Origin of the sequence: Brevundimonas abyssalis TAR-001 (genome assembly GCF_000466985.1) — a bacterium.
GTDB lineage: Bacteria > Pseudomonadota > Alphaproteobacteria > Caulobacterales > Caulobacteraceae > Brevundimonas > Brevundimonas abyssalis.
Genome location: NZ_BATC01000002.1, coordinates 61,463 through 83,753, shown reverse-complemented (window position 1 = coordinate 83,753; position 22,291 = coordinate 61,463). Strand labels below are relative to the sequence as shown.

At 68.1% G+C, this 22,291-nt stretch carries 19 protein-coding genes; 8 read left to right on the top strand and 11 right to left on the bottom strand.

Annotation, left to right across the window (positions count from 1 at the left end):
- Nucleotides 1-6: 6 nt before the first annotated feature.
- The 3 genes from MBEBAB_RS00930 to MBEBAB_RS00920 form a co-directional block, all read right to left on the bottom strand.
- On the bottom strand, nt 7-576 hold the full coding sequence (locus MBEBAB_RS00930) for a LemA family protein (RefSeq protein ID WP_021696041.1): 570 nt from the start codon (nt 574-576) through the stop codon (nt 7-9).
- Nucleotides 577-688: 112 nt separating this feature from the next.
- Nucleotides 689-1,276: a hypothetical protein gene (locus tag MBEBAB_RS00925; protein WP_148291388.1), complete on the bottom strand. Its 588-nt coding sequence runs from the start codon at nt 1,274-1,276 to the stop codon at nt 689-691.
- A gap of 53 nt (nt 1,277-1,329) precedes the next feature.
- Nucleotides 1,330-2,286 (bottom strand): M28 family peptidase, encoded by a 957-nt coding sequence (locus MBEBAB_RS00920; protein ID WP_045318613.1) that lies wholly within the window; start codon nt 2,284-2,286, stop codon nt 1,330-1,332.
- A 139-nt stretch (nt 2,287-2,425) separates the two neighbouring features.
- Here MBEBAB_RS00920 and ligA point away from each other — a divergent pair, with 139 nt between their 5' ends.
- Nucleotides 2,426-4,744 (top strand): NAD-dependent DNA ligase LigA, encoded by a 2,319-nt coding sequence (ligA, locus tag MBEBAB_RS00915; protein ID WP_021696038.1) that lies wholly within the window; start codon nt 2,426-2,428, stop codon nt 4,742-4,744.
- 6 nt (nt 4,745-4,750) lie between these two features.
- Here ligA and fabD read toward each other — a convergent pair whose 3' ends face one another.
- From fabD to MBEBAB_RS00895, 5 genes are all read right to left on the bottom strand, one after another.
- A complete protein-coding gene (gene fabD, locus MBEBAB_RS00910) occupies nt 4,751-5,707 on the bottom strand; it encodes an ACP S-malonyltransferase (protein ID WP_021696037.1) in 957 nt (318 codons plus the stop codon).
- A gap of 65 nt (nt 5,708-5,772) precedes the next feature.
- On the bottom strand, nt 5,773-5,970 hold the full coding sequence (locus tag MBEBAB_RS16995) for an oxidoreductase dimerization domain-containing protein (protein ID WP_242397007.1): 198 nt from the start codon (nt 5,968-5,970) through the stop codon (nt 5,773-5,775).
- 44 nt (nt 5,971-6,014) lie between these two features.
- A complete protein-coding gene (locus MBEBAB_RS00905; RefSeq protein WP_242397006.1) occupies nt 6,015-7,142 on the bottom strand; it encodes an FAD-containing oxidoreductase in 1,128 nt (375 codons plus the stop codon).
- Nucleotides 7,139-7,603: a hypothetical protein gene (locus MBEBAB_RS00900; RefSeq protein ID WP_021696035.1), complete on the bottom strand. Its 465-nt coding sequence runs from the start codon at nt 7,601-7,603 to the stop codon at nt 7,139-7,141. Before MBEBAB_RS00900 ends, MBEBAB_RS00905 begins: the two co-directional genes overlap by 4 nt.
- A 102-nt stretch (nt 7,604-7,705) precedes the next feature.
- Nucleotides 7,706-8,494, bottom strand: coding sequence for a LytTR family DNA-binding domain-containing protein (locus tag MBEBAB_RS00895; RefSeq protein WP_148291387.1), 789 nt, complete (start codon nt 8,492-8,494; stop codon nt 7,706-7,708).
- Between the two features lie 130 nt (nt 8,495-8,624).
- Here MBEBAB_RS00895 and MBEBAB_RS00890 point away from each other — a divergent pair, with 130 nt between their 5' ends.
- From MBEBAB_RS00890 to MBEBAB_RS00875, 4 genes are all read left to right on the top strand, one after another.
- Nucleotides 8,625-9,854, top strand: coding sequence for an acyltransferase family protein (locus MBEBAB_RS00890; protein WP_021696033.1), 1,230 nt, complete (start codon nt 8,625-8,627; stop codon nt 9,852-9,854).
- A complete protein-coding gene (locus MBEBAB_RS00885) occupies nt 9,851-10,456 on the top strand; it encodes a DUF998 domain-containing protein (RefSeq protein ID WP_021696032.1) in 606 nt (201 codons plus the stop codon). The genes MBEBAB_RS00890 and MBEBAB_RS00885 overlap by 4 nt, the downstream gene beginning before the upstream one ends.
- 36 nt (nt 10,457-10,492) lie before the next feature.
- Nucleotides 10,493-11,923 carry an alkaline phosphatase PhoX gene (locus MBEBAB_RS00880; protein WP_021696031.1) on the top strand — a complete coding sequence of 477 codons (1,431 nt, stop codon included), beginning with the start codon at nt 10,493-10,495 and terminating at the stop codon, nt 11,921-11,923.
- A gap of 178 nt (nt 11,924-12,101) precedes the next feature.
- Nucleotides 12,102-12,698 (top strand): hypothetical protein, encoded by a 597-nt coding sequence (locus tag MBEBAB_RS00875; protein ID WP_148291386.1) that lies wholly within the window; start codon nt 12,102-12,104, stop codon nt 12,696-12,698.
- A gap of 3 nt (nt 12,699-12,701) precedes the next feature.
- On the opposite strand, the gene mfd is transcribed toward MBEBAB_RS00875, so the two are convergent.
- Nucleotides 12,702-16,472 (bottom strand): transcription-repair coupling factor, encoded by a 3,771-nt coding sequence (gene mfd / locus MBEBAB_RS00870; protein ID WP_242397005.1) that lies wholly within the window; start codon nt 16,470-16,472, stop codon nt 12,702-12,704.
- A gap of 202 nt (nt 16,473-16,674) precedes the next feature.
- Here mfd and recG point away from each other — a divergent pair, with 202 nt between their 5' ends.
- Entirely contained in the window at nt 16,675-18,738 is a 2,064-nt protein-coding gene (recG, locus tag MBEBAB_RS00865; protein WP_021696028.1) for an ATP-dependent DNA helicase RecG, read from the top strand.
- On the opposite strand, the gene MBEBAB_RS00860 is transcribed toward recG, so the two are convergent.
- Both MBEBAB_RS00860 and kdsA read right to left on the bottom strand, forming a co-directional pair.
- Complete coding sequence (locus MBEBAB_RS00860; RefSeq protein ID WP_052516695.1) at nt 18,684-19,832, bottom strand: DUF3089 domain-containing protein; 1,149 nt, start codon at nt 19,830-19,832, stop codon at nt 18,684-18,686. The two genes, recG and MBEBAB_RS00860, sit on opposite strands and share 55 nt — an antisense overlap.
- A 6-nt stretch (nt 19,833-19,838) precedes the next feature.
- Nucleotides 19,839-20,702 (bottom strand): 3-deoxy-8-phosphooctulonate synthase, encoded by an 864-nt coding sequence (gene kdsA, locus MBEBAB_RS00855; protein ID WP_021696027.1) that lies wholly within the window; start codon nt 20,700-20,702, stop codon nt 19,839-19,841.
- Between the two features lie 123 nt (nt 20,703-20,825).
- Between kdsA and MBEBAB_RS00850 the strand changes: the two genes are divergently transcribed.
- Nucleotides 20,826-21,797: a deoxyribodipyrimidine photo-lyase gene (locus tag MBEBAB_RS00850; protein ID WP_242397004.1), complete on the top strand. Its 972-nt coding sequence runs from the start codon at nt 20,826-20,828 to the stop codon at nt 21,795-21,797.
- Nucleotides 21,710-22,279 carry a cryptochrome/photolyase family protein gene (locus MBEBAB_RS16990; RefSeq protein ID WP_242397003.1) on the top strand — a complete coding sequence of 190 codons (570 nt, stop codon included), beginning with the start codon at nt 21,710-21,712 and terminating at the stop codon, nt 22,277-22,279. The genes MBEBAB_RS00850 and MBEBAB_RS16990 overlap by 88 nt, the downstream gene beginning before the upstream one ends.
- Nucleotides 22,280-22,291: the final 12 nt, after the last annotated feature.

Below are 22,291 nucleotides of genomic sequence, written 5' to 3'. Positions count from 1 at the left end.
GAGGGCTTAGAACTTCACCTGGGGCGGCGCGGCGTTCATGGCCGCGCGGTCCGACTCGCCCAGATCGAAGAAGGGCTTGTCCGAGGCGAAGCCAACCACAGCGGCGAAGAGAATGGTCGGGAACTGACGACGCACCGCGTTGAACTCGGCCACCGCATTGTTGAAGAAGCGGCGGGCGGCGGCCAGCTTGTTCTCGATGTCCGACAGCTCGTTCTGGAGCTGCAGGAAGTTGGTGCTGGCCTTCAGGTCCGGATAGGCCTCGGCCACCGCGAACAGACGCCCGAGGGCGGCGGTCAGCATGTTCTCGGCCTGGACCTTCTCATTGACGCTGCCGGCCGACTGGGCGGCGGCGCGGGCCTGGGTCACGGCCTCAAGCGTGCCGCGTTCGTGGCTCGCATATCCCTTCACCGCCTCGACCAGATTGGGGATCAGATCCTGACGCTGACGCAGTTGCACGTCGATGTCCGCGAAAGACTGATCGGCGGCCTGATCCAGCGCCACCAGCTTGTTGTAGGCGCCGACGACGAGAAACAGCAGTACGACGACAACGACGCCGATGATAATCCAGGTGACCATGAAGCCCTCCTTATCCTAGGCCGCTCTTATCGCGCGAATGACGGCGCGGACCCAAGTGAAATCGGGGTCAGAAACGGGATTGTCAGATTCAGACCAGTGGGGCGGACCCCGCTCAGTCGCCCATCCACCAACGGAACGACTGTCCCTCGAAGGTGCGATCGCCGACGGTCATTGTTCCGGTCAGGACCGGACCCTCGCTGGAGCCCAGGTTGCGGCGCGCCAGACCCAGGGCGTCCCCATCCAGTTCGGCGTCCAGGGTGACGATCCCCACGTCCGGCGACCGGCCCCGGAAGCGCACCCGCGTGTCGGTGATCTCGTAGGCCTCAGGCAGCACGCGCGCCGAGACCGTGTGATACTCTTGGCCCAACTCGTTCATCCCGGTCGGGCTGGCCGTGTCGTCGAATTCGATCATGATCGGGCCATAGACATCGCCCTGCTCGCCGCCCTCCCAGGCCTCCATGTCGCTTTGCGGCAGGATGATGATGTTGGTCAGCCGCCAAGTCCCGATCTCGACAGGCGTCGCAGGCATGTAATAGCCCGACACATCCTGGCTGACCTCGTGGCTGAAACCGCTCAGGCGGCCCGCCTGATCCGTCGCCTCGGCCTCCACCGGCTCGGCGTCCACCGGCGGTTCGGCCGCCTGCCGCTCACAGGCCGCGACGGCCAGCGCCGCGGCGCCCACGATGATCCATCTGCGCATCACATCCCCCTCGATCATGACCGCGCGAGGGAAGCATCCCCCGCCGCCGCCGTCTAGCGCGCCAGGCCCTCATCCAGGGCGCGGAAGCCCTGAACGATCAGTTCTGTCGCCGCGATGAAGCGCGCCGGCACGACCCGCTCATAGTCGTCGGTCGGTTCGTGATAGTCGGGGTGATAGTCCACGCCGAAATAGACGAACGGGATGCGCTCCCGGTGGAATACGGCGTGGTCCGAGCTGTTGACCCAGTTGTCCGCGCCGGTATCGCTGGGCGTATCCTTGCCCATGACAAGCCGCACGCTGCCGACCGGCTGGATCGGATCCAGCATCGGACGCAGCTGCGGATACTGCCAGGTCCCCGTGGCCCACAGATAGCCGTCGTCCACACGCGCGGTCATGTCCAGATTGACGTTCAGGGCGATGGACTCCAGCGGCACGGGCGGGCGCTGGATGAACTGGTCGGCCCCGATCAGGCCACGCTCCTCCCCGTCCAGCGCCACGAACAGCACCGAATGGCGGGGCGGCGCCGCCTTCAGCCGTGCGGCCAGCTCCAGCATGGACGCCACGCCCGAGGCGTTGTCGTCGGCCCCGTTGTACAGCCGACCTTGATAGGTCCCCATGTGGTCGTAGTGGGCCGTCACCACGACGTAGCGGTCCGGCCGCGCGGTCCCGCGAATCAGGCCCACAACATTGACCCCATCGTAGCTGGCCGCACCGATGCGGCTGCGGTTCGGCGCGCTCCAGGCCTGCAGCCGTCCGGTCAGCGGCGCCTCGACGCCCAGCGCCTCCAGCCGTGACACGATATAGTCACGCGCCCGCTGCCCGCCCGGCGAGCCCGTGTCGCGGCCCTCCATGTCGTCGTGGGACAGGATGCGCAGGTCCTCCAGCAGTTGCCGTGACTCCGCCGGGATGGCGGTTTCGACGACCGGGGCGGATGTGACCGGCGCCGGCCCCGTTTCGCAGGCGGCCAGAATCAGGGCGGCGACAGCGGCCGAAAGGACGGGAAGGCGCATAGGGAACTCCGTGAGGTTTCAATCCGCTCTAGCGCTTCCTGGACGCGTCGTCAGCTAAACGAACTGTCATTGCGCCTCGGCCGATGACGCCGCCTGGCAAGGGTCCTAGATTGCGGCACAATCAGCGGACGAATCCCCGATGCCTGACACCCCCGTCGAGAACCTGACCGAAGCCGAAGCGGCGGACGAGCTGCAGCGTCTGGCCGAGGCCCTTGCGCACCACGACCTGCTCTATCACGGCCAGGATGCGCCCGAGATCAGCGACGCGGACTATGACGCGCTTAAGGTTCGCAACGCCGCCATTGAGGCGCGTTTCCCCCATCTGGTCAGTCCTGATTCGCCGTCCCTGCGCGTGGGCGCCGCGGCCTCGACCCAGTTCGCGCCGGTGCGCCACGGCGTGCCCATGCTGTCCCTGGACAACGCCTTCGATGAGGGCGAGGTGCGCGACTTCGCCGCCCGTGTGGCCCGGTTCCTGAAGCTGCCCGCCGATGAAGCCGTCGCCTTCACCGCCGAGCCCAAGATCGACGGTCTCTCCGCCAGTCTGCTTTATGTGGACGGCGAGCTGACCACCGGCGCCACCCGCGGCGACGGCAGGACCGGCGAGGACGTCACCGCCAATCTGCGCACCATCGCGGAGATTCCGCACCGTCTGTCCGGCGCCGGCTGGCCCGACCGCATCGAGATTCGGGGCGAGGTCTATGCCCCCACCGAGGCCTTCGACGCCTTCAACGCCGCCGCCGAGGCCGACGGAAAGCGCACCTACGCCAACCCGCGCAATTTCGCCGCAGGCTCGCTGCGCCAGAAAGACCCGGCCATCACCGCCCAGCGCCCGCTGCACTTCTTCGCCTATGCATGGGGCGAGTTTTCCGACGATTTCGCCGAGACCCAGTGGGACGCCCTGCAACGGCTCAAGGCCTGGGGATTCCGCGTCAACGACCGCTCGACGCGCGTCGAGGGCGCCGAGGCGCTGATGGCGTTGTATCGGGGGCTGGAGACCGACCGCGCCACGCTGGGCTATGACATCGACGGCGTGGTCTACAAGGTCGACCGGCTGGACTGGCAGAAGCGCCTCGGCTTCGTGGCCCGAAGCCCGCGCTGGGCCGTGGCCCACAAGTTTCCGGCGCAGCAGGCCACCACAGTGCTGGAGGCCATCGACATCCAGGTGGGCCGCACCGGCTCCCTCACCCCCGTCGCCCGCCTCCACCCGGTCACGGTCGGCGGCGTGGTGGTGCGCAACGCCACCCTGCACAATGAAGACGAGATCGCCCGGCTGGACGTCCGCATCGGTGACACGGTGATCCTTCAGCGCGCCGGCGACGTGATCCCGCAGATCCTCGGCGTGGTCTTAGAAAAACGCCCCAAGGCGTCGAAAAACTTCGATTTTCCAGACCACTGCCCCGTCTGCGGCTCTGAGGCCGTGCGGGAGGGCGACGAGGTCAAGCGGCGCTGCACCGGTGGTCTGGTGTGCGAGGCCCAGATTATCGAACGCCTCAAGCATTTTGTCAGCCGTCGCGCCTTCGACATTGAAGGTCTTGGTGAAAAACAGCTTACTGCCTTCCACGGCCGCGGCTGGATCAACGAACCCGCCGACATCTTCCGCCTCGCCCGCGACGCCGAAAAGCTGGACGCCCTGCGCGAGGAAGACGGCTACGGTGAAACCAGCGTGGCCAATCTGGTCTCCGGCATCGACGCCCGCCGCATCATCGCCCTGGACCGTTTCCTCTTCGGCCTCGGCATTCGCGATATCGGGGAACAGACCTCGCTGGTTTTGGCCCGCGCCTGGGAGACCTGGGACGCGCTCAAGGCCGCCTGCCTGGCCGCCGCCAAGGGCGTACCCAGCGAGGCCTGGACCCGCCTGTCCGAAACCCACGCCATCTCGCCCCGGGTTCTGACCCTGATGGCCGAGGCGCGGCCCCCCGCCGACGATCCCTGGCCCGACGCGCCGCTGGACCAGAAGATCGCCCTCGCCTTCCCCGGCATGGCGGCGCCCGCCCGCCGCGGCCTGGCCGAACTGGCCAGTGAGTGGCCCGCCGTCGTCGAATGGGCCCGCGTCGCTCGCGAGCAGGGCCCCTCCGATATCCTCAACCAGATCGCGGGCGTCTCCGGTGTCGGCCCCGTCGCCGCACGCGAACTGGCCCGCTTCTTCCACGAGCCGCACAACCTCGCCGTGGTCGCGGCGCTGGAAGCCGAGCTGACCGAGATCGAACCGGTCGAACGCCCGACCCAGGACTCCCCCGTCTCGGGCAAGACGGTGGTCTTCACCGGATCGCTGGAACGCTTCACCCGCGACGAGGCCAAGGCCCGGGCCGAAAGCCTCGGCGCCAAGGTCTCAGGCTCCGTGTCGAAGAAGACCGACTATGTGGTCGCAGGCCCCGGCGCGGGCTCAAAGCTCAAGGACGCCGAGAAGCACGGCGTGACGGTTCTGACCGAGGATGCGTGGTTGACCCTGATCAGTTGAGGCTCTTCACAGGGACCGGGCGAACGCTTCCAGCTCTTCCGGCCCGTTCAGGGCGACGCTCTCGGCGTCCGGCGCGATGCGCTTGGCCATGCCGGTCAGGACCTTGCCCGACCCGACCTCGGCGAACCGCAGCACGCCGCCTTCGCCGGCCATCCACTCCATGGATTCGCGCCAGCGCACGCGGCCGGTGACCTGCTCCACCAGAAGACGGCGGATGACTTCCGGGTCGGTTTCGGGGCTGGCGGTGACGTTGGCGACCACCGGCACGGAGGGGTCGATGATCCTGGCATCGGCCAGGGCGTCGGCCATGGCCTCGGCGGCCGGCTGCATCAGGGGGCAGTGGAACGGCGCCGAGACGTTCAGCGGAATGGCGCGCGCGCCCAGCTCCTTGGCCTTCTCGATGGCCCGGTCCACGGCGGCTTTTTCGCCGGAAATCACCACATTGCCGTTGTTGTTGTCGTTGGCCACCACGCATACACCCAGCGCCGAACCGGCCTTGGCCGCTTCTTCCGCCAGGGCCAGATCCGACTTCGGCCCGATCAGCGAGGCCATGGCGCCCTTGCCCACCGGCACGGCCTTCTGCATCGACTGGCCGCGCAGCTTCAGCAGACGCGCGGTGTCGGCCACCGACAGGGCGCCCGCCGCCGCCAGGGCCGAATACTCGCCCAGCGAATGCCCGGCCACGAAGGCCGCGCGCGACACGTCCACCCCGAATTCCACCTTCAGCGCCCGGATCACCGCCAGCGACACGGCCATGAGGGCCGGCTGGGCGTTCTCGGTCAGGGTCAACTGGTCCTCGGGGCCCTCGCGCATGATCATGCTGAGCTTCTGGCCCAGGGCGTCGTCAACTTCCTGGAACACCTCGCGGGCGGCAGGAAAGGCGTCGGCCAGCTGCGCGCCCATGCCCACGCTCTGGCTGCCCTGACCGGGGAAAAGAAGGGCCAGAAGGGGTCCTGCGGTCATGACATGTCTCCGTGTGATTCCGGGCGCGAGGGGTAGGCCATGGGCCGGATGGTGGCAAGCGCGGCTCAGCCCCCGAGCTCGCCCATCACGGTGGGGATCAGCTCCGCCACTGTGGGGTGAATGTGCATGACGCGGCGCATGTCCGCCGCCGTACCGCCCATGTGCATCAGGTCCAGCACGGCGTGCACCGCCTCGTCACCCCCCACGCCCAGAATGGCCGCGCCCAGCACCGCGTCGGTGTCAGCATCCACAACCATCTTCATGAAGCCCGCCGTCTCGCCTTTCTCCCGCGCACGTCCGACGCGGCTCATGGGCCGTTTGCGACCCGGACTCGATGCCCCTTCTCCCGCGCCTGGGCCTCGCCCATGCCCACCCGGCCCAGCGGCGGATCGATGAACAGGGCGTAAGTGTCGATACGGTCGGTCACCTTGCGGTCCACGCCGTCCAGCAGGTTCGCCGCCACGATCTCGAAGTCGTTGTAGGCCGTGTGGGTGAAGGCCCCGCGCCCGTTGCAGTCCCCCATGGCCCAGACACCGTCGACGCTGGTGCGCAGCTGATCATCCACGCGGATGTAGCCCCGCGCGTCCATCTCGATCCCGGCGACCTCCAGCCCCAGGTCGTCGGTGTTGGGCCGTCGCCCGACGGCCAACAGGACGTGGGAGCCGACCACTTCGGGCGCGCCCTCCTCACAACTGATCCCGACGGCGACGCCGTCGGCGTGCGGCGCGAAGCGAATGCATTCGGCGCCCACCCGCACGGCGATCCCCTCGTCCTCCAGAATCTCGCGCACGGCGGCGCTGACGTCCTCGTCCTCGCGGGCGATCAGGCGGGGCCCCTTCTCGACCACGATCACCCGGGCCCCGAAGCGGCGATACATCTGGGCGAACTCGAGCCCGATATAGCTGCCGCCCACCACCACCAGATGCTCGGGCACGCTGTCCAGCCCCAGGATGCCGGTGTTGGTCAGAACCGGCACGTCCTTCACCCCCGGCATGTCGGGGATCAGGGCGCGGCCGCCCACATTGATGAAGATGCGCGGCGCGGCCAGGCGGCGACCGTCCACCTCGACTTCATGGGGGCCGACAAACCGGGCGTGCCCGCGAATGACGGTGCAGCCCACCATGCCGTCCAGCCACGACTCCACGCCCGAACGCGACTCACCGCTGACCGCATCCTTGCGCGCCTTGACCGCGCCCATGTCGACGCCGATCGGGCCGGTCGTCACGCCGAAGTCGGCTGCACGGCGGACCACATGGGCGGTGCGGGCGCTGGCCACCAGAGTCTTGGTGGGAATGCAGCCGGTGTTGACGCAGGTGCCGCCGATCAGGTGGCGCTCGATGACCGCGACCGACAGGCCGGCCCCGGTCAGACGCCCCGCCAGCGGCGGCCCCGCCTGCCCCGCCCCGATGATGATGGCGTCGAACGTCTCGCTCATGGCAGGGCCGCCACGATGAGGACCGCCCCCGTCACGGCCACGGCGTCCTCGATCAGGGCGGCGGGCCGGTCCCTCCCGAAGGCGGCGGCCAAGCGCGCCCGCGCCTCGGCGCCGCAATAGGTGCCGATCAGGGCGCCCATCAGGCCCAGCCCCGCACCGGTCAGCATATTGTCCATGGCCGCCCCGATGGCGGCGCCCGCGACCCCGCCGATCAGCAGGCGCGCCCCGAACTGGATCGGAATCTTGCGGTTGGAGGTCTTCGGCAGCTGGTCGACCACCAGTTCGCCCAGCGCCATAACAGTGAGGATCCACGGCGTCACCGTCGCTCCCAGAAACGCCAGCGGCGTCCCGGCCAGCGGCAAGGCGCCCGTCCAGGCGGCCCAACTGACCGCCGCCGCCGCGGTCATGGTGCGAAGCCCGGCAACGACCCCGATCAGGAAGGCGAGAAGGTAGAGGATCATGTCGGCGCTCCGGATTGCGGCCGACGTTCAGTCGTGCCGCTCGGCTTCAGGGAAGAGGACGCACACTTCCTCCACCATACGCCCGAACGGGGGATTGCGACATCAGCCCCTCAGTCGTTCCAGAGCCGCCGGATAGCGCCGTGAGAGCGGTGCGCGGATCGCCCCCAGCTCGACGGTCCAGTCGCCGGAGCCGTCCGGCTCCAACGCCGTCAGATGCGCCGGATTGATCAGCCATGAGCGGTGCGTGCGGATCAGTCCCAGCGGCGCGAGCTCGGCCTCCAGCTTGGCCAGGGTCGTGCGCATCAGCGGACGACGGCCGTCGGTCAGGATGAACTCGGCATAGTTGCCTGCAGCCGTCACCGCAACGACCTCATGAGCCTTGGCCCGGATGATGCGCGCGCCGTCGCGGATGTCGAACACCAGCGATGACTGATCAGGCGCCTGGGGCTGCTGCAGCCGCAGGGATATCCAGAAGGTGGCGGCGAAACCCAGATAGGTCAGGACGTCCTTGCGCAGTTCATACGGAAACCCCTCGGCGATCGGGCCGAAATCGTAGGTCCATCCGTGCAGCGCATAGATCGCCTCGCGCATCATCACGAAGCCCGTCACATGCAAGGCGGAATAGATCACCGCCCCCGCCCCGTGGATCAGGATCAGACGAGGCCACGGCGTCCCGCCGGGCCACGCGCGACGCACGGCCAGCCAGGGCAGCCACATCAGCGACAGGGCCATGGCGATGCTGGTCAGCTCCCAGCTCCACGGCTCCCAGGTCGCGAAATCGGGCCGGTCGGCGTTGACGGTCAGGGCGTTGACCACGGCAACGGCCAGGCCGACCGCTGCAATGACGGCGGCCGCGCCCCAGAAGGCTGTCCGGGCCTCGCCGCCTGTCACGCCAGACCCGCCGTTCGTCACCGCGCCCGTCCGTCCGTCACCGCCGCCCAGCCGCGCGTCACCGGCCGCTTGAGGCGGCGCGCCGGCCCGCGCCACACCGGCGGCGCGATCACCACGAACGGACCTCAACATGACCGCCGACCTCGCATCGACACCCTCTCGCCGGCACGACCTGGACTGGATCCGGGTCGGCGCCTTCCTGCTGTTGATTCTGTATCACGTCGGGATGTTCTACGTGCCCTGGGGCTGGCACGTGAAGAGCAGTCACCAAGTGGACGGGCTGATCCCCGCCATGCTGCTGACCAATCCCTGGCGGCTGACCCTGCTGTTTCTGGTGTCCGGCGCGGCGACGCGGTTCCTGTTCGATGGGCTGGAGCGGAAGGGCGCCGCGCCGGGGCGGCTGGCGGGCTCGCGCGTCCTGCGCCTTCTGCCACCGTTGGTCTTCGCCATGTTCGTGGTGGTGCCGCCCCAGAGCTATTACGAGATCGTGGAAGCCGTGCGCGGCTATCTTCCCGGCGCCGACCCCTATCACAATGCCTATACCGCCGACTTCTGGATCCGGTATGCGACCGCCTCGGGGAACTGGTGCGACGGCGACGGCTGCCTGATCACGCCCACCTGGAACCACATGTGGTTCGTGGCCTATCTGCTGGTCTATTCGCTGATCCTGGCCGGGTTGCTGGCGGTGACGCGCGGCGCCCTCAAGCGGCTGGGCGGCGTCCTGGAGAAGGCGCTGTCCGGCTGGGGCCTGCTGATCTGGCCGATCCTGTTCCTGGCGGCGATCCGTTGGTGGCTGGCCCCGATCTTCCCGATCACCCACGCCCTGACCGACGACTGGTACAACCACGCCCTGTCCTTCTCGGCCTTCCTGTTCGGCTTCCTGATCGCGCGGTCCGAGACACTGAAGCAGGGCTTCATCCGCATTCGTCTGCCGGCCTTGATCCTGGGCCTGATCGGCTGGATCGGGTGGACCGCCTATGTGCTCAGCTTCCCCGAAGCCTCTGCGACGGTTCCCACCGACGCCCTGCGCCGGATCATGCGGATAGTCTATGCAATCCAGCAATGGAGCTTCATCGCCGCCATCCTTGGCTATGGCGCGCGATACCTGACGCGCGGCGGGCCTCTGTTGCGCTATCTGACCATCGGCGTGTTCCCATTCTACATCGCGCACCAGACGATCATTGTCGTGGCCGGGCATCATCTGGCCAAACTGGGCCTGCCCTTGATCGCCGAGGCCGGCCTCATCATCGGGATCACGGTGCTGGGCTGCTGGCTCACCTATGAGGTCGCCCGACGCATCGGCTGGCTCGGCCTTGTGCTAGGGATTCGGCCTGCACGAGCACCGGAGACAGAGCGATGAACCGTCTGACCGCAATGCTGGGGATCGCCTATGTGGCGGTGATGGCGGGCGTCATCCTGATCGGCCCCCTCGGCTACCCGGGCTACAGTTCCCTCCACCAGCACATCAGCGAGATGGGCGCGACGGGCGCGCCACACGGGCCGACGATCAGTGCGCTGTTCATCGCCACCAGCGTGCTGCTGATCGCTTTCTGGCTGCTGTTTCTGAGGGCCCTGCCCTTCTCGGCGATGCGCACGGCAGGCGTAATCCTGCTGGCCATCAATGGGCTCGGGCTTCTGGGAGCCGGCGTCTATGCGTGTGACTTCGAGTGTGCGCGCAACGACCCCAGCGTGGCCCAGCAACTGCACGATCTGTTTGGCGGTCTCGGCTATCTGAGCGGCGTGTTGGGCCTGTTCATGCTGGCGCTGGGCCTGCGCGGTCTGGACGGCTGGTCGCGGCTGTTCCCGCTGGTCATGATCTGCGCCGGGGTCGCCGCCCTGAGCCTTCCCCTGATCGCCCCCGAATTCCCGTGGCACGGTGCAGCCCAGCGCATGCTGGAGACCGCGTTCATGACCGTCATCGTCGCCGTGGCGATGCGGCTGTGGCGTTCGTCCGCCCGCTGACATGAAACCGTGACCCGGGGTTGCTAGGAGCCGGGCATGATCCAGTCTCGCCGCGCCTTCATGGCCTCCGCCACCGCCGCCGCCCTGTCCGCCTACGCCGCCCGCGCGCAGGCCGTGGCCCAGGGGCAGGTTCCCGCCGCTCGAGGATTCGTCGACGGGCCGTCCCGCAACGAAGTGTTCGGTTACGGCCCCATGCGTCCGGACCCGGAAGGCCTGCTGGATTTGCCGGAGGGCTTCTCCTATCGCGTGATCTCGCGCGTGGGCCAGCGCATGGACGACGGTCTGGTGACCCCGGACAAGTTCGACGGCATGGGCTGTTTCGCGCTCGACAACGACCGGGTCGCCCTGGTCCGCAACCATGAACTGGACCACGAGGAGGCCGACCTCGGCGCCTTCGCCCGCCCCGATCAGGACGACGACTTCAACTGGGACCGCATCTACGGCCGTCAGGCCGACGGCGCCCCGGTGGCGGGCGGCACGTCCACCGTCGTCTACAACCTGCGCACCGGCCAGACCGAACGCCAGCACCTGAGCCTGGCAGGCACCAACAACAACTGCGCCGGCGGCGTCACGCCGTGGGGCTCGTGGCTGTCGTGCGAGGAGACCACGGACGGCGTCGCCGACGGCCTGCCCCAGGACCACGGCTGGGTGTTCGAGGTGCCGGCGGCAGAGCGCGGCGCCGTGGAGCCCCTGCCCATCCGCGCCATGGGCCGGTTCCGGCACGAGGCGGTGTGCATCGATCCCCGCACTGGGGTGGCCTATCTGACCGAGGACGTGCGCGACAGCCTGTTCTACCGCTACCTGCCCAACGACCGGCGCAACCTGCACCGGGGCGGACGGCTGCAGGCCCTGGTGCTGATCGACGCCGAGCGCGGCGACACCCGCAACTGGCATGGCCACTACTGGGCCCAGGGCGAACGCAAGGCCGTACGTTGGATCGACATGGACCAAGTGGAGAGCCCCGACGCCGACCTGCACCTGCGCGGCCATGCGGCGGGCGCGGCCGTGTTCGCGCGCGGCGAGGGCCTGCACTGGGCCGAGGATCACCTCTATTTCACCTGCACCTCAGGCGGTCCGGCCGAATGCGGCCAGATCATGCGCTATGACCCCAGCCGCTTCGAGGGTCAGTCCGGCGAGGCGGACGAGCCCGGCCATCTGACCCTGTTCGTGGAATCCGGCGACCGGGCGGTGCTGGACTATGTGGACAACATCACCGTCGCCCCCAACGGCCACGTCATCGGCTGCGAGGACAAGCAGAGCGGCATCCAGCATGTGAAGGGCGTGACGCCCGACGGCCGCATCTATGCGATCGCGCGCAACGCCCTGGACATCGAGGAGCCCGGCGGATCGAACACCGAGTTCGCGGGCGCCTGCTGGTCGCCGGACGGCCGGGTCATGTTCGTGAACCTGTATTCCCCCGGCGCGACCCTCGCCATCACCGGCCCCTGGGACGCCTTCCGGATTTAGTCTGGAACGAGTCTCGTGGCCGAATTGAGAAATGCCTGACCCCTGTGTAGGCTTCGGTCAATCTGGGCCGGAAGGGTCACGCATGGATTTGCGTCGTACTGTACCATTCGTCCTGCTTACGGCTTGGCTATCGGGCTGTGATGCTCCCCAGACGACTGGTAGGACCGAGGCCTCAATCTTGGACTCAGAATTGGGTTCAAGTTCAGGACCCACCGATTTTTGCCAGCTTGAATTCGCCTCCCTTCCCGACACGCTCGAATTGTTTGAGGTGACGCGGCAGCGAGGTGGGCGCACCTGTTTTCGCGACGGCGTGGCAGTAGCTTTTGTGCACGCGCTTCCCGACAATGCGTGTCTGGATCCGGAAGATCGGACGCGACTGGGCCAGCAGGACGTCTCCACCACGCTAATGACGCATGACGAAGCTGAAGCTCAGTTTCTAGGCTGCAGCGCGATCTTGGCTCAGGGCAGTGCATCAAACGTTGAGGTGGTCATTTTCGACACGCGTGATGAATCTATCGAGGACAGCGTATCCTACGACTTGAACATTCAAGCGATGATCACAAATGACGCCCTGCCAGTTCAGTATCACGGCTTCATGAACAAGATCACGTGCTTAGAAACCAGCATCCCAGACGTTGTGCTCGCGCGAGTTGAAGAGGCCGAAATGCGAACTCCCGAGAGCGTCAGCATTCATCGCGGGGTCGGCACCTGCCAAGACCTCGGCGGAGCATTGGCTCAGGGATGGTTCACCAGAAGCCGGGCTGAGCCAAGCTGATCGTCATTTGACGGCTTCACCGCCCGCCACCTTGGCCAGGGCCGCCGTCATGCGCTCGGCGGCCTTCAGCCGGTCTTCGGCCGACGGCCAGTCGCCCTTGACCACAATCTTCTGGTCGGGGCGGATCTTCCACGCGGCCGGGTTCTTCTGGATGACGCCCACCAGACCCATGGGATTGGGGAAGGTGTCGTTGCGCAGGGTCAGCACGGCGCCCAGCGGGCCCATGTCGATCTTGGCGATGTTGGCCGTGCGGCAGTTGGCCTTGATCTCCACGATCCGCAGCAGCTGCGCCGCCTCATCCGGCAGCGGGCCGAACCGGTCGATCAGTTCGGCGGCCAGGGCTTCGCGGTCCGTGGACTGTTCGGCGTCCGACAGGCGGCGATACAGGCTGAGACGGACGTTCAGGTCCGGCACGTAACTCTCTGGAATAAGGACGGCGGCGCCCACATTGATCTGGGGCGACCAGCCGCGGTCGGGGGCCTGCTCGCCCTTCTCCCGCAGCTCGGCGACCGCGTCCTCCAGCATCTGCTGGTACAGCTCGACGCCCACCTCGCGGATGTGGCCCGACTGTTCGTCACCCAGCAGATTGCCGCCGCCGCGCTGGTCCAGATCGTGGCTGGCCAGCTGGAAGCCTGCCCCCAGATTATCCAGCGACTGCAGCACCTGCAGCCGCCGCTCGGCCGACAGGCTCATGGGCTTCTTCGGATCGGTGGTCAGATAGGCGAAGGCGCGCGCCTTGGCCCGGCCCACCCGGCCCCGGATCTGGTACAGCTGGGCCAGGCCGAACATGTCGGCACGGTGCACGATCAGGGTGTTGGCCGTGGGAATGTCGAGGCCCGATTCCACGATGGTGGTGGAGACCAGCACATCATAGGACCCGTCGTAGAAGGCGCCCATGACCTCCTCAAGCTGGGTCGGCGCCAGCTGGCCGTGGCCCACCACGAACTTCACCTCGGGAACGTGCTCGCGCAGGAATTTCTCGATGTCGGGCAGGTCTGACAGGCGCGGCGCGATGTAATAGGCCTGACCGCCGCGATATTTCTCGCGCAGCAGGGCCTCGCGCACCATCACCGGGTCCCACGGCGCCACATAGGTCCGCACCGCCAGACGGTCGACGGGCGGGGTGGCGATGATCGACATCTCGCGAATGCCGGTCAGGGCCATCTGCAGGGTGCGCGGAATGGGCGTGGCGGTCAGGGTCAGCAGGTGCACGTCCGCGCGCAGGTTCTTGAGCTTCTCCTTATGCTTGACGCCGAAGTGCTGCTCCTCGTCCACGATCACCAGACCCAGGTTCTTGAACCCGACCTGTTCGGACAGCACCGCATGGGTGCCCACGATGATCTCGACCGAGCCGTCCTTCAGACCCGCGCGCGTCTCGTTGGCCTCCTTGCCCGGCACCATGCGCGACAGCTGGCGCACCGTGACCGGCCAGCCGGCGAAGCGGTCGGTGAAGGTCTTGTAGTGCTGGCGCGACAGCAGGGTCGTGGGACAGACCACGGCCACCTGCAGGCCGCTCATGGCCGCCACGAAGGCGGCGCGCAGGGCCACCTCGGTCTTGCCGAAGCCCACGTCGCCGCAGATCAACCGGTCCATGGGCTGGCCCTTGCCCAGGTCCTCAAGCACGTCGCCGATGGCGTTCAGCTGATCGTCCGTCTCCTCATAGGGGAAGCGGGCGCAGAACTCGTCGAACAGGCCCTGCGGCGGGGTCACAGCGTCGGTGGTGCGCAGGGCGCGCTTGGCGGCCAGGGCGATCAGCCCCTCGGCCATGTCGCGCAGGCGTTCCTTGGCCTTGGCCTTGCGCGCCTGCCATCCGGCGCCGCCCAGCCGGTCCAGCTGCACCCCGTCGGAATCGGTCCCGTAGCGGGTCAGCAGGTCGATGTTCTCGACCGGCAAATACAGCTTCGACTCGCCCGCATAGAGCAGTTCCAGACAGTCGTGCGGCGCGTCCTGGATCTCGAGGGTCTTCAGGCCCTCATAACGGCCGATGCCGTGATCCAGGTGCACCACCAGATCGCCGGTGGTCAGGGCCGAGGCTTCCGCCAGGAAGTTGGACGCCCGACGCTTGCGGCGCGGCCGCGCCAGCCGGTCGCCCAGGATGTCGGTCTCGGAAATCACCGCCAGATCGTCGGTGATGAAGCCGGTGTCCACCGGCAGCACCGCGCGCAGATACAGCCCCTCGGGCGCCGCCTTCACGTCGCGCCAGTCCCGCACGGCGACGATGTGATCCAGCCCGTGGTCGGTCAGCATGGCGGACAGGCGGTCCGACGACCCCTCGGTCCACGAGGCGAACAGGACGCGCTGGCCCTGCCCTTTCAGGCGTTTGGCGTGGTCGGCCACGGCGGCGAACAGATTGACGCTGTCCTGCGCCCGCTCAGCTGCGAAGTTGCGGCCCAGACGGCCGCCCGCTTCCTCGCCGTCGCGCTGGAACGGGCTGAACCGCCGCACCGGCCGGGGGGCCAGAACGGCCCGCCAGTCCTCGTCTTCCAGATACAGCCTGTCCAGTGGCAGGGCGCGATAGGCAGAGCCGCCCCGCCCCTGCGACGCCTCGCGCCGCGATTCATAGGCGTCGCGCGCAAGCGTCAGACGCTCGCCCCGTGCATCCTCCACATGGTGGTCAAGAAAAACGGTCGAACCTTCGGGCAGATAATCGAAAAAGGTCTCCATCCGCTCATAGAACAGCGGCAGGAAATGCTCGGCGCCCTGACGCCGTGCGCCCGCGCTGACGGCGGCGTACAGCGGATCGTCCCCCGCCGCGCCGAACAGGTTCAGATAGCCTTGGCGGAACCGCGACACGGCCTCTGCGTCCATCAGCACCTCGGACACGGGCGACAGCTCGACCGACTTCAGTTGCTGCGTCGAGCGCTGCGTCCCCGGATCGAACGAGCGGATGGACTCCAGCTCCTGCCCGAACATGTCCAGACGAACGGGCTCGTCGAAGCCGGGCGGGAACACGTCGATGACGCCGCCGCGGATGGCGTACTCGCCCCGCTCCGACACCGTGGAGGCGCGCACATAGCCGTTGACGGCGAAATAGGCTTCCAGCGCCGCCGTATCCAGGTCGCGGCCCACCCGGGTCTCGAAGGCGGCGGCCGTGGTGGCTTCGCGCGGCGGGGTGCGCTGGGTCACCGACCCGACCGTGGCGACGATCAGCAGCGGCGTCCTGTCCCCGGGGTCACGCCGCGCCAGTCGCGTCAGGGCCGCCATCCGCTGGGCCGAGACCGCAGGCGTCGGGCTCATGCGGTCGTAAGGCAGGCAGTCCCACGCCGGATACTCAAGAACCTCAACGTCATGAGCGAAAAAGCGGAATGCCTGAACAAAGGCGCCCGCCCGCGCATAGTCCCGCGCCACGAACAGGGCCGCACCGCCGGCCTCGGCCAGATGCTCGGCCAGCAGGCGCGCGTCCAGTCCTTCGGGCGTGCCTGACAGCTCGCGGTCGTCGACGGCGATGATCGAACCGTCCATCAACCGATGCCCTTCTGGACCGCCACGGCCACATGTTCGGCCATGAAGGCGCGAATGTCCGTCAGAACCGGCGTATCGAACTCGGGGGGGGGGCGGCTCGCGCTCGATGATCCAGCCGTAGAGCGGCTGATCCTCATTGGCCATCAGGGCCTCCAGCACATCCAGCTGCGCATCCGAATAGTCGACGGCGATCCGGTCCACGAACGGGCCCAGCACCATGTCCGCCTCACGGAAGCCCCGCCGCCAGGCGCGGAAGCTCAGGCGTTTCAGACGCTCTTCACGCGGTTGCGGGCGTGCGATTTCCTCGGCCACGGGGTCATTCCGTTCCGTCAAAACAAACAAGGGCGTTCACATAGGGCCTGATCGCATTGAGTGGAAGCGCTGCGCGCTTCCGCGGATGCGTGAATCAGGCCCTCTGCATTCAAGAAACCAAGATTCACGTCCAAGTCGCAGACTTGGGACGATCTTGGTTTTGCGTTCCACATGACCCTGCGCCACCGGCTATGCTGCAGAAATGCGGCCCGAGATTCTCTTTCCCCTGTTCGCCGAGGTCACCACCCTGAAGGGCGTGGGCGCCAAGGTCGCGCCCCAGATCCGCAAGGTGGCCGGTCCGCTGGTGCGCGACCTGCTGTTCCTGGCGCCCACCGGCCTCATCCATCGCCGCGCCACCACGGCGGATCAGGCCATGGAGGGCGAGGTGGCCATTCTGGACGTGGTCATCGACCGCCATATCCGCCCGCACAAGATCGGCGCCCCGTGGAAGGTGCGGGCCTCGGACCCGACTGGCTTCGTGCACCTGATCTGGTTCCGGGGCGGACCGCATCTGGAACGGCTTGTCCCCTCCGGCGAGCGGCGCGTCGTCAGCGGCAAGGTGGAGATTTTCAACAACGAGATCCAGATCCTCCACCCGGACGTCGTCAAGGCGGAGGCCGCGGGCGACATCCCCCTCGCCGAAACGGTCTATCCCTCCACCGAGGGGCTGGCGCGCCGCATTGTGCGCCGTCTGGCTCTGGAGGCGCTGAAGACCGCGCCGGATCTGCCCGAGTGGCAGGACCCCGCCTGGATCGCGCGCAAGCGCTGGCCCGGCTGGCGCGCGGCGCTGGAGACCCTGCACAATCCCCAGACCGAGGCCGACCTGTCGCCGGACGCCCCGCCACGCCTTCGCCTGGCCTATGACGAGCTGCTGGCGCACCAGCTGGCCCTGGCCCGGCGGCGCCAGTCGCGACAGACGGTGAGCGCCCCGGTCATCACGCCCGGTCCGGCGTCCGAACAGGTGCTGGCCGCCCTGCCCTTCGAGCTGACCGGCGCCCAGAAGCAGGCGGTCGTGGAGATCCGCGCCGACCTGGCCTCGGGCGAACAGATGGGGCGGCTGCTGCAAGGCGACGTGGGCTCGGGCAAGACGGCCGTGGCCGCCATCGCCATGGCCGACGCGGCCTCCAGTGGCCGACAGTCCGCCCTGATGGCGCCCACGGAAATCCTCGCCCGCCAGCATCACCAGCGGCTGGCCCCCATGCTGGAGAACGCCGGGGTGCGCGCCGTCCTGCTGACCGGGCGCGACACGGCGGCGGAGCGGCGGCCCAAGCTGGCGGCACTGGCCTCGGGCGAGGCCACGGTGGCCATCGGCACCCACGCCCTGTTTCAGGACGCGGTCCAGTTCCACGACCTGGCCCTGGCCGTCATCGACGAACAGCACCGCTTCGGGGTCAACGAACGCCAGCGGCTGCAGGCCAAGGGCCGCGACGGCGTTCACCTGCTGACCATGTCCGCCACTCCCATTCCACGCACGCTGGAACTGACCCAGTACGGTGATCTGGACGTGTCGCGCCTGCGCGAGAAGCCCCCCGGCCGCACGCCGGTCACAACCGCTGTCCTGCCGCTGGCGCGCATCGACGAGGTGGCGAACCGGCTCAAGGCGGCGGTGGCGGAGGGGGCCCAAGCCTACTGGATCTGTCCGCTGGTGGCCGAATCCGAGGCTATCGATCTGGCGGCGGCCGAGGCCCGCGCCGTGGAGCTGCGCGCCCATCTGGGCCTGAACGTGGGCCTCGCCCACGGCCAGATGAACGGCGCCGACCGCGAAAGCGTCATGACCGCCTTTTCCGAAGGCCATGTGCCGGTGCTGGTGGCCACCACGGTGGTGGAGGTGGGCGTCGACGTGCCGAACGCCACCATCATGGTCATCGAACACGCCGACCGCTTCGGTCTGGCCCAGCTTCACCAGCTTCGCGGACGCGTGGGGCGCGGCTCGAAACAGAGCGCCTGCATCCTGCTGTACGGCGATCTGGGCGAGGTGGCGCGCGAGCGGCTGGACGTGCTGCGCCGCTCCGAGGACGGATTCGAGATCGCCGAGGAGGATTTCCGCCTGCGCGGCGGCGGCGATCCGCTGGGCCTGAAACAGAGCGGCTTTCCCGCCTATCGCTTCGCCGATCCCATGCGTCACCGCGACCTGATCCTGGCGGCGTCCGACGACGCCCGCCTGATCCTGCACCGCGACCCGGACCTGACCGGTGAGCGCGGCCGGGCGGTTCAGGTGCTGGAGTCGCTGTTCGACTGGCGGGCCGACCGACCGGCGGCGGACTGATCCCAGGCCCGCAGACGACGCTCCACGTCAGCCTCAAGATCGGCATAGAACAGATTGTAGGACGCCGCTTTTCTGCGATCCGCCCATGAGCCCGTCTGACGGAACGCGTCGGAGTCCGGACGGGAGTATCGCAGCACGCCGCCCTGGCACTGGGCCGACACCTGCCGGTTCAGGAAGGCGGGGCGAACCCCCCACTCCAGGTCCGTGGCGTTGGCGCCGCCCAGATGCTCGCGCTGTTCGGCGTGGCGCTCCGTCGGCGCCCCCAGCACCGGATTGACGCACAGGTAAGGCCGGTGTCCCAACAACTCCAGCGTCCCCTGCTCGGTCCAGCCCATGGCGCGCCGATCCAGCCGCCTCAGGGCTTCCTCGTCCATCTCGCGCACCTGCACCCAGGCGAAGACGCAGCCTGTCTCGGCCCGGTCGCGGCAGGCGGGCAGAACCGCGTCCGGTCCGTATTCATCGGCGGGAACCACCGCGTCCATCAGATAGGCCGCCACCAGACGCGCGCGCAGGCCTGCGTGGGGAGCGACCCGCTCGCGCAGCAGCCGGGCGGCCAGTTCGCCGCCCTGCTCCACGCCGGCGATGATGATTGGGCCGTCCGGATTGCGGGTCAGCCAGGCGTCGAAAGCCGCGAGCACGTCCTGATAGGCGAAGGCCCGGGCCTCCCGTGCGTCCTCGCGGATGGTCAGGCGGGTGTAGAGGCTGGCCTGACGATAGAGTGGAACGCTCACCGCCCCCGATCGGGCGAACAGCGCGGCGTGATTGGGCAGAACCGAACGCCTCAGCCATCCTTCAGCCCCAGGCTCGTCGATGGGCGCGTTCCAGTGATCACCGCCGTCATAGGTGGTGGAATGCACGAAGAAGACCGCGGCCTCGCCCGTCGCGGTCTCCTCCAGCAGGGCCCAGGCCGAGCGCTCGGCATAGTCCGGCGCGGGCGGCGGATCATAGGTCTGGAACGGCACTTCCGGGTCCAGGCCGGACCGCAGGATGTCGCCGCGCCAGACCAGGATGGCGACCACGATCAGGGCCACCAACCCGATCAGCACGCCGCCGATAATGCGGCGGATCAGCAAGCCGGACGCGCGCTGGCCCAAGACGGCCTACGCCGCCCTGCGCGCCGCCTGGCGCTTGGCCAGGTCGTCGAAGGCGATCAGGTCGGCGGCCAGCGCCTCGAACTGGTCCAGCGGCACCATGTTGGGGCCGTCCGACGGCGCGTTGTCGGGATCCTGGTGCGTCTCCATGAATACCGCGTCCACGCCCACCGCCACGGCGGCCCGGGCCAGCACCGGCACGAACTCGCGCTGGCCGCCCGAAGAAGTGCCCTGCCCGCCCGGCTGCTGCACGCTGTGGGTGGCGTCGAACACCACCGGACAGCCGATCTCGCGCAGGATCGGCAGGGCGCGCATGTCCGACACCAGGGTGTTGTAGCCGAAGCTGGCGCCCCGTTCGCAGGCCATCACGTTGGGATTGCCCGCACCGACCACCTTGGCGATGACGTTCTTCATGTCCCACGGGGCCAGGAACTGGCCCTTCTTGATGTTGATGGCCTTGCCGGTCTGCGCCGCGGCGATCAGCAGATCGGTCTGGCGCGACAGGAACGCCGGAATCTGCAGCACGTCCACCACCTCGCCGGCGATGCGGCAATGCTCCTCGGTATGAACATCGGTCAGCACCGGCAGACCCAGGGTCTCGCGGATTTCGGCGAAGATGGGCAGCGAGCCTTCCAGCCCGAAGCCCCGCGCGGCATCGGCCGAGGTGCGGTTCGCCTTGTCGAAACTGGTCTTGTAGATGATCCCTACATCCAGCCGCTCGCCGATCTCCTTCAGCGCTGAGGCCATCTCCAGGGCGTGCTGACGGCTTTCCAGCTGACAAGGCCCGGCGATAAAGACGATGCGCCCGCCCCCGCCTATGCGCACCGGACGCGACAGGCCTTGCGAAAGTTCGATCACGGCGTTGGGCTTCACGAAGACAAATCCTTGTATGTTTTCAGTCGGCGCGGCGTCCGAGCGCCGGTCACGACGTATCTATGCGGCGTTCAGGTGGCCCACTCGCCACCGAAACGCAAGATTACCACGGAGACCGCCTGAGTGGCCAACGACACGCCCGCCCCCGTCATCGTCTGGTTTCGGCGCGACCTGAGGATCGCCGACAATTCCGCCCTGACCGAGGCGGCGGAGTCCGGGGCGCCGGTGATCCCTCTGTATATCCACGATGAGCAACTGGACGGCCGCCCCCTGGGCGCGGCGTCCAGATGGTGGCTGGACAAGTCCCTGCGCGCCCTCGCCGCCGATCTGAAAGATCGCGGCGCCCCGCTCGTGCTGCGGTCCGGCGACGCCGAGTCGGTCTTGCGGTCGGTGATCGAGGAGACGGGTGCGCAGACCGTCTACATGAATCGCCTGTTCGAGCCGGCCGCCTGGGAGCGGGATGCGGAGATCGCCCAGGGGCTGAAGGCGGACGGCGTGACCTGTCGCGGCTTCAACGGGACCATGCTGGCCCGGCCGGGGTCGGTGCGCACGGGCCAGGACGCGCCCTACAAGGTGTTCACCCCCTTCCTGAAGGCGCTGCTTCAGGTCGTCGAAGAGCCCGCCCCCCGCGACGGACCGCGCACGCTGGACGGGATCGAGGGCCTTAAAACCGAACCCGTCGACGACTGGAGCCTGCACCCGACCCGGCCGGACTGGTCGGAAGACTTCGACTGGACCCCCGGCGAGGCCGCGCGCGCGAGGCCCTGTCCCGCTTTCTGGCCGGCCCGCTCAAGGCCTACGGCGACGGTCGCGACGTTCCGGGGAAGGACGGGACCAGCCGCCTGTCCCCTCACCTGCATTTCGGCGAGATCAGCCCATGGCGGGCCGTGCACGCCGCGCGTCAGGCGGCCGAGGACGGCCGGGTTCCGGCCAAACAGGCCGAGAAATTCGTCAGCGAAATCGGCTGGCGCGAGTTCTCAACTCATCTTCTGCACCAGTTCCCCTACATGGCCGAGCGCGCCTTCCGGCCCGAGTTCGACTCCATGGTCTGGCGCGACGACGCCGAGGGTCTGGAGGCCTGGAAGCGCGGCATGACCGGTTATCCCATCGTGGACGCCGGCATGCGCCAGCTGTGGGCCACCGGCTGGATGCACAACCGTGTGCGGATGATCGTCGCCTCCTTCCTGATCAAGGACCTCCTGATCGACTGGCGCGAGGGCGAGGCCTGGTTCTGGGACACGCTTGTGGACGCCGACATGGGAAACAACATTCAGAACTGGCAATGGGTCGCCGGATCGGGTGCGGACGCCGCGCCTTATTTCCGCATCTTCAATCCCGTGACCCAGGGCGAGAAATTCGACGGGGACGGACGCTATGTGCGACGCTGGATTCCTGAATTGGCCGGGCTTTCCGACCGCTGGATCCATGCGCCATGGACCGCGCCGAAAGAGGTGCTGGCCGCGGCGGGAATCCGGCTGGGGCGTGACTATCCGGCTCCGATCGTGGACCATGCCATGGCGCGACAACGCGCCCTGGACGCTCTGGAGGACGTCAAGTCCGCACGGGACAAGGCCTGAGGGGAGGTTCTG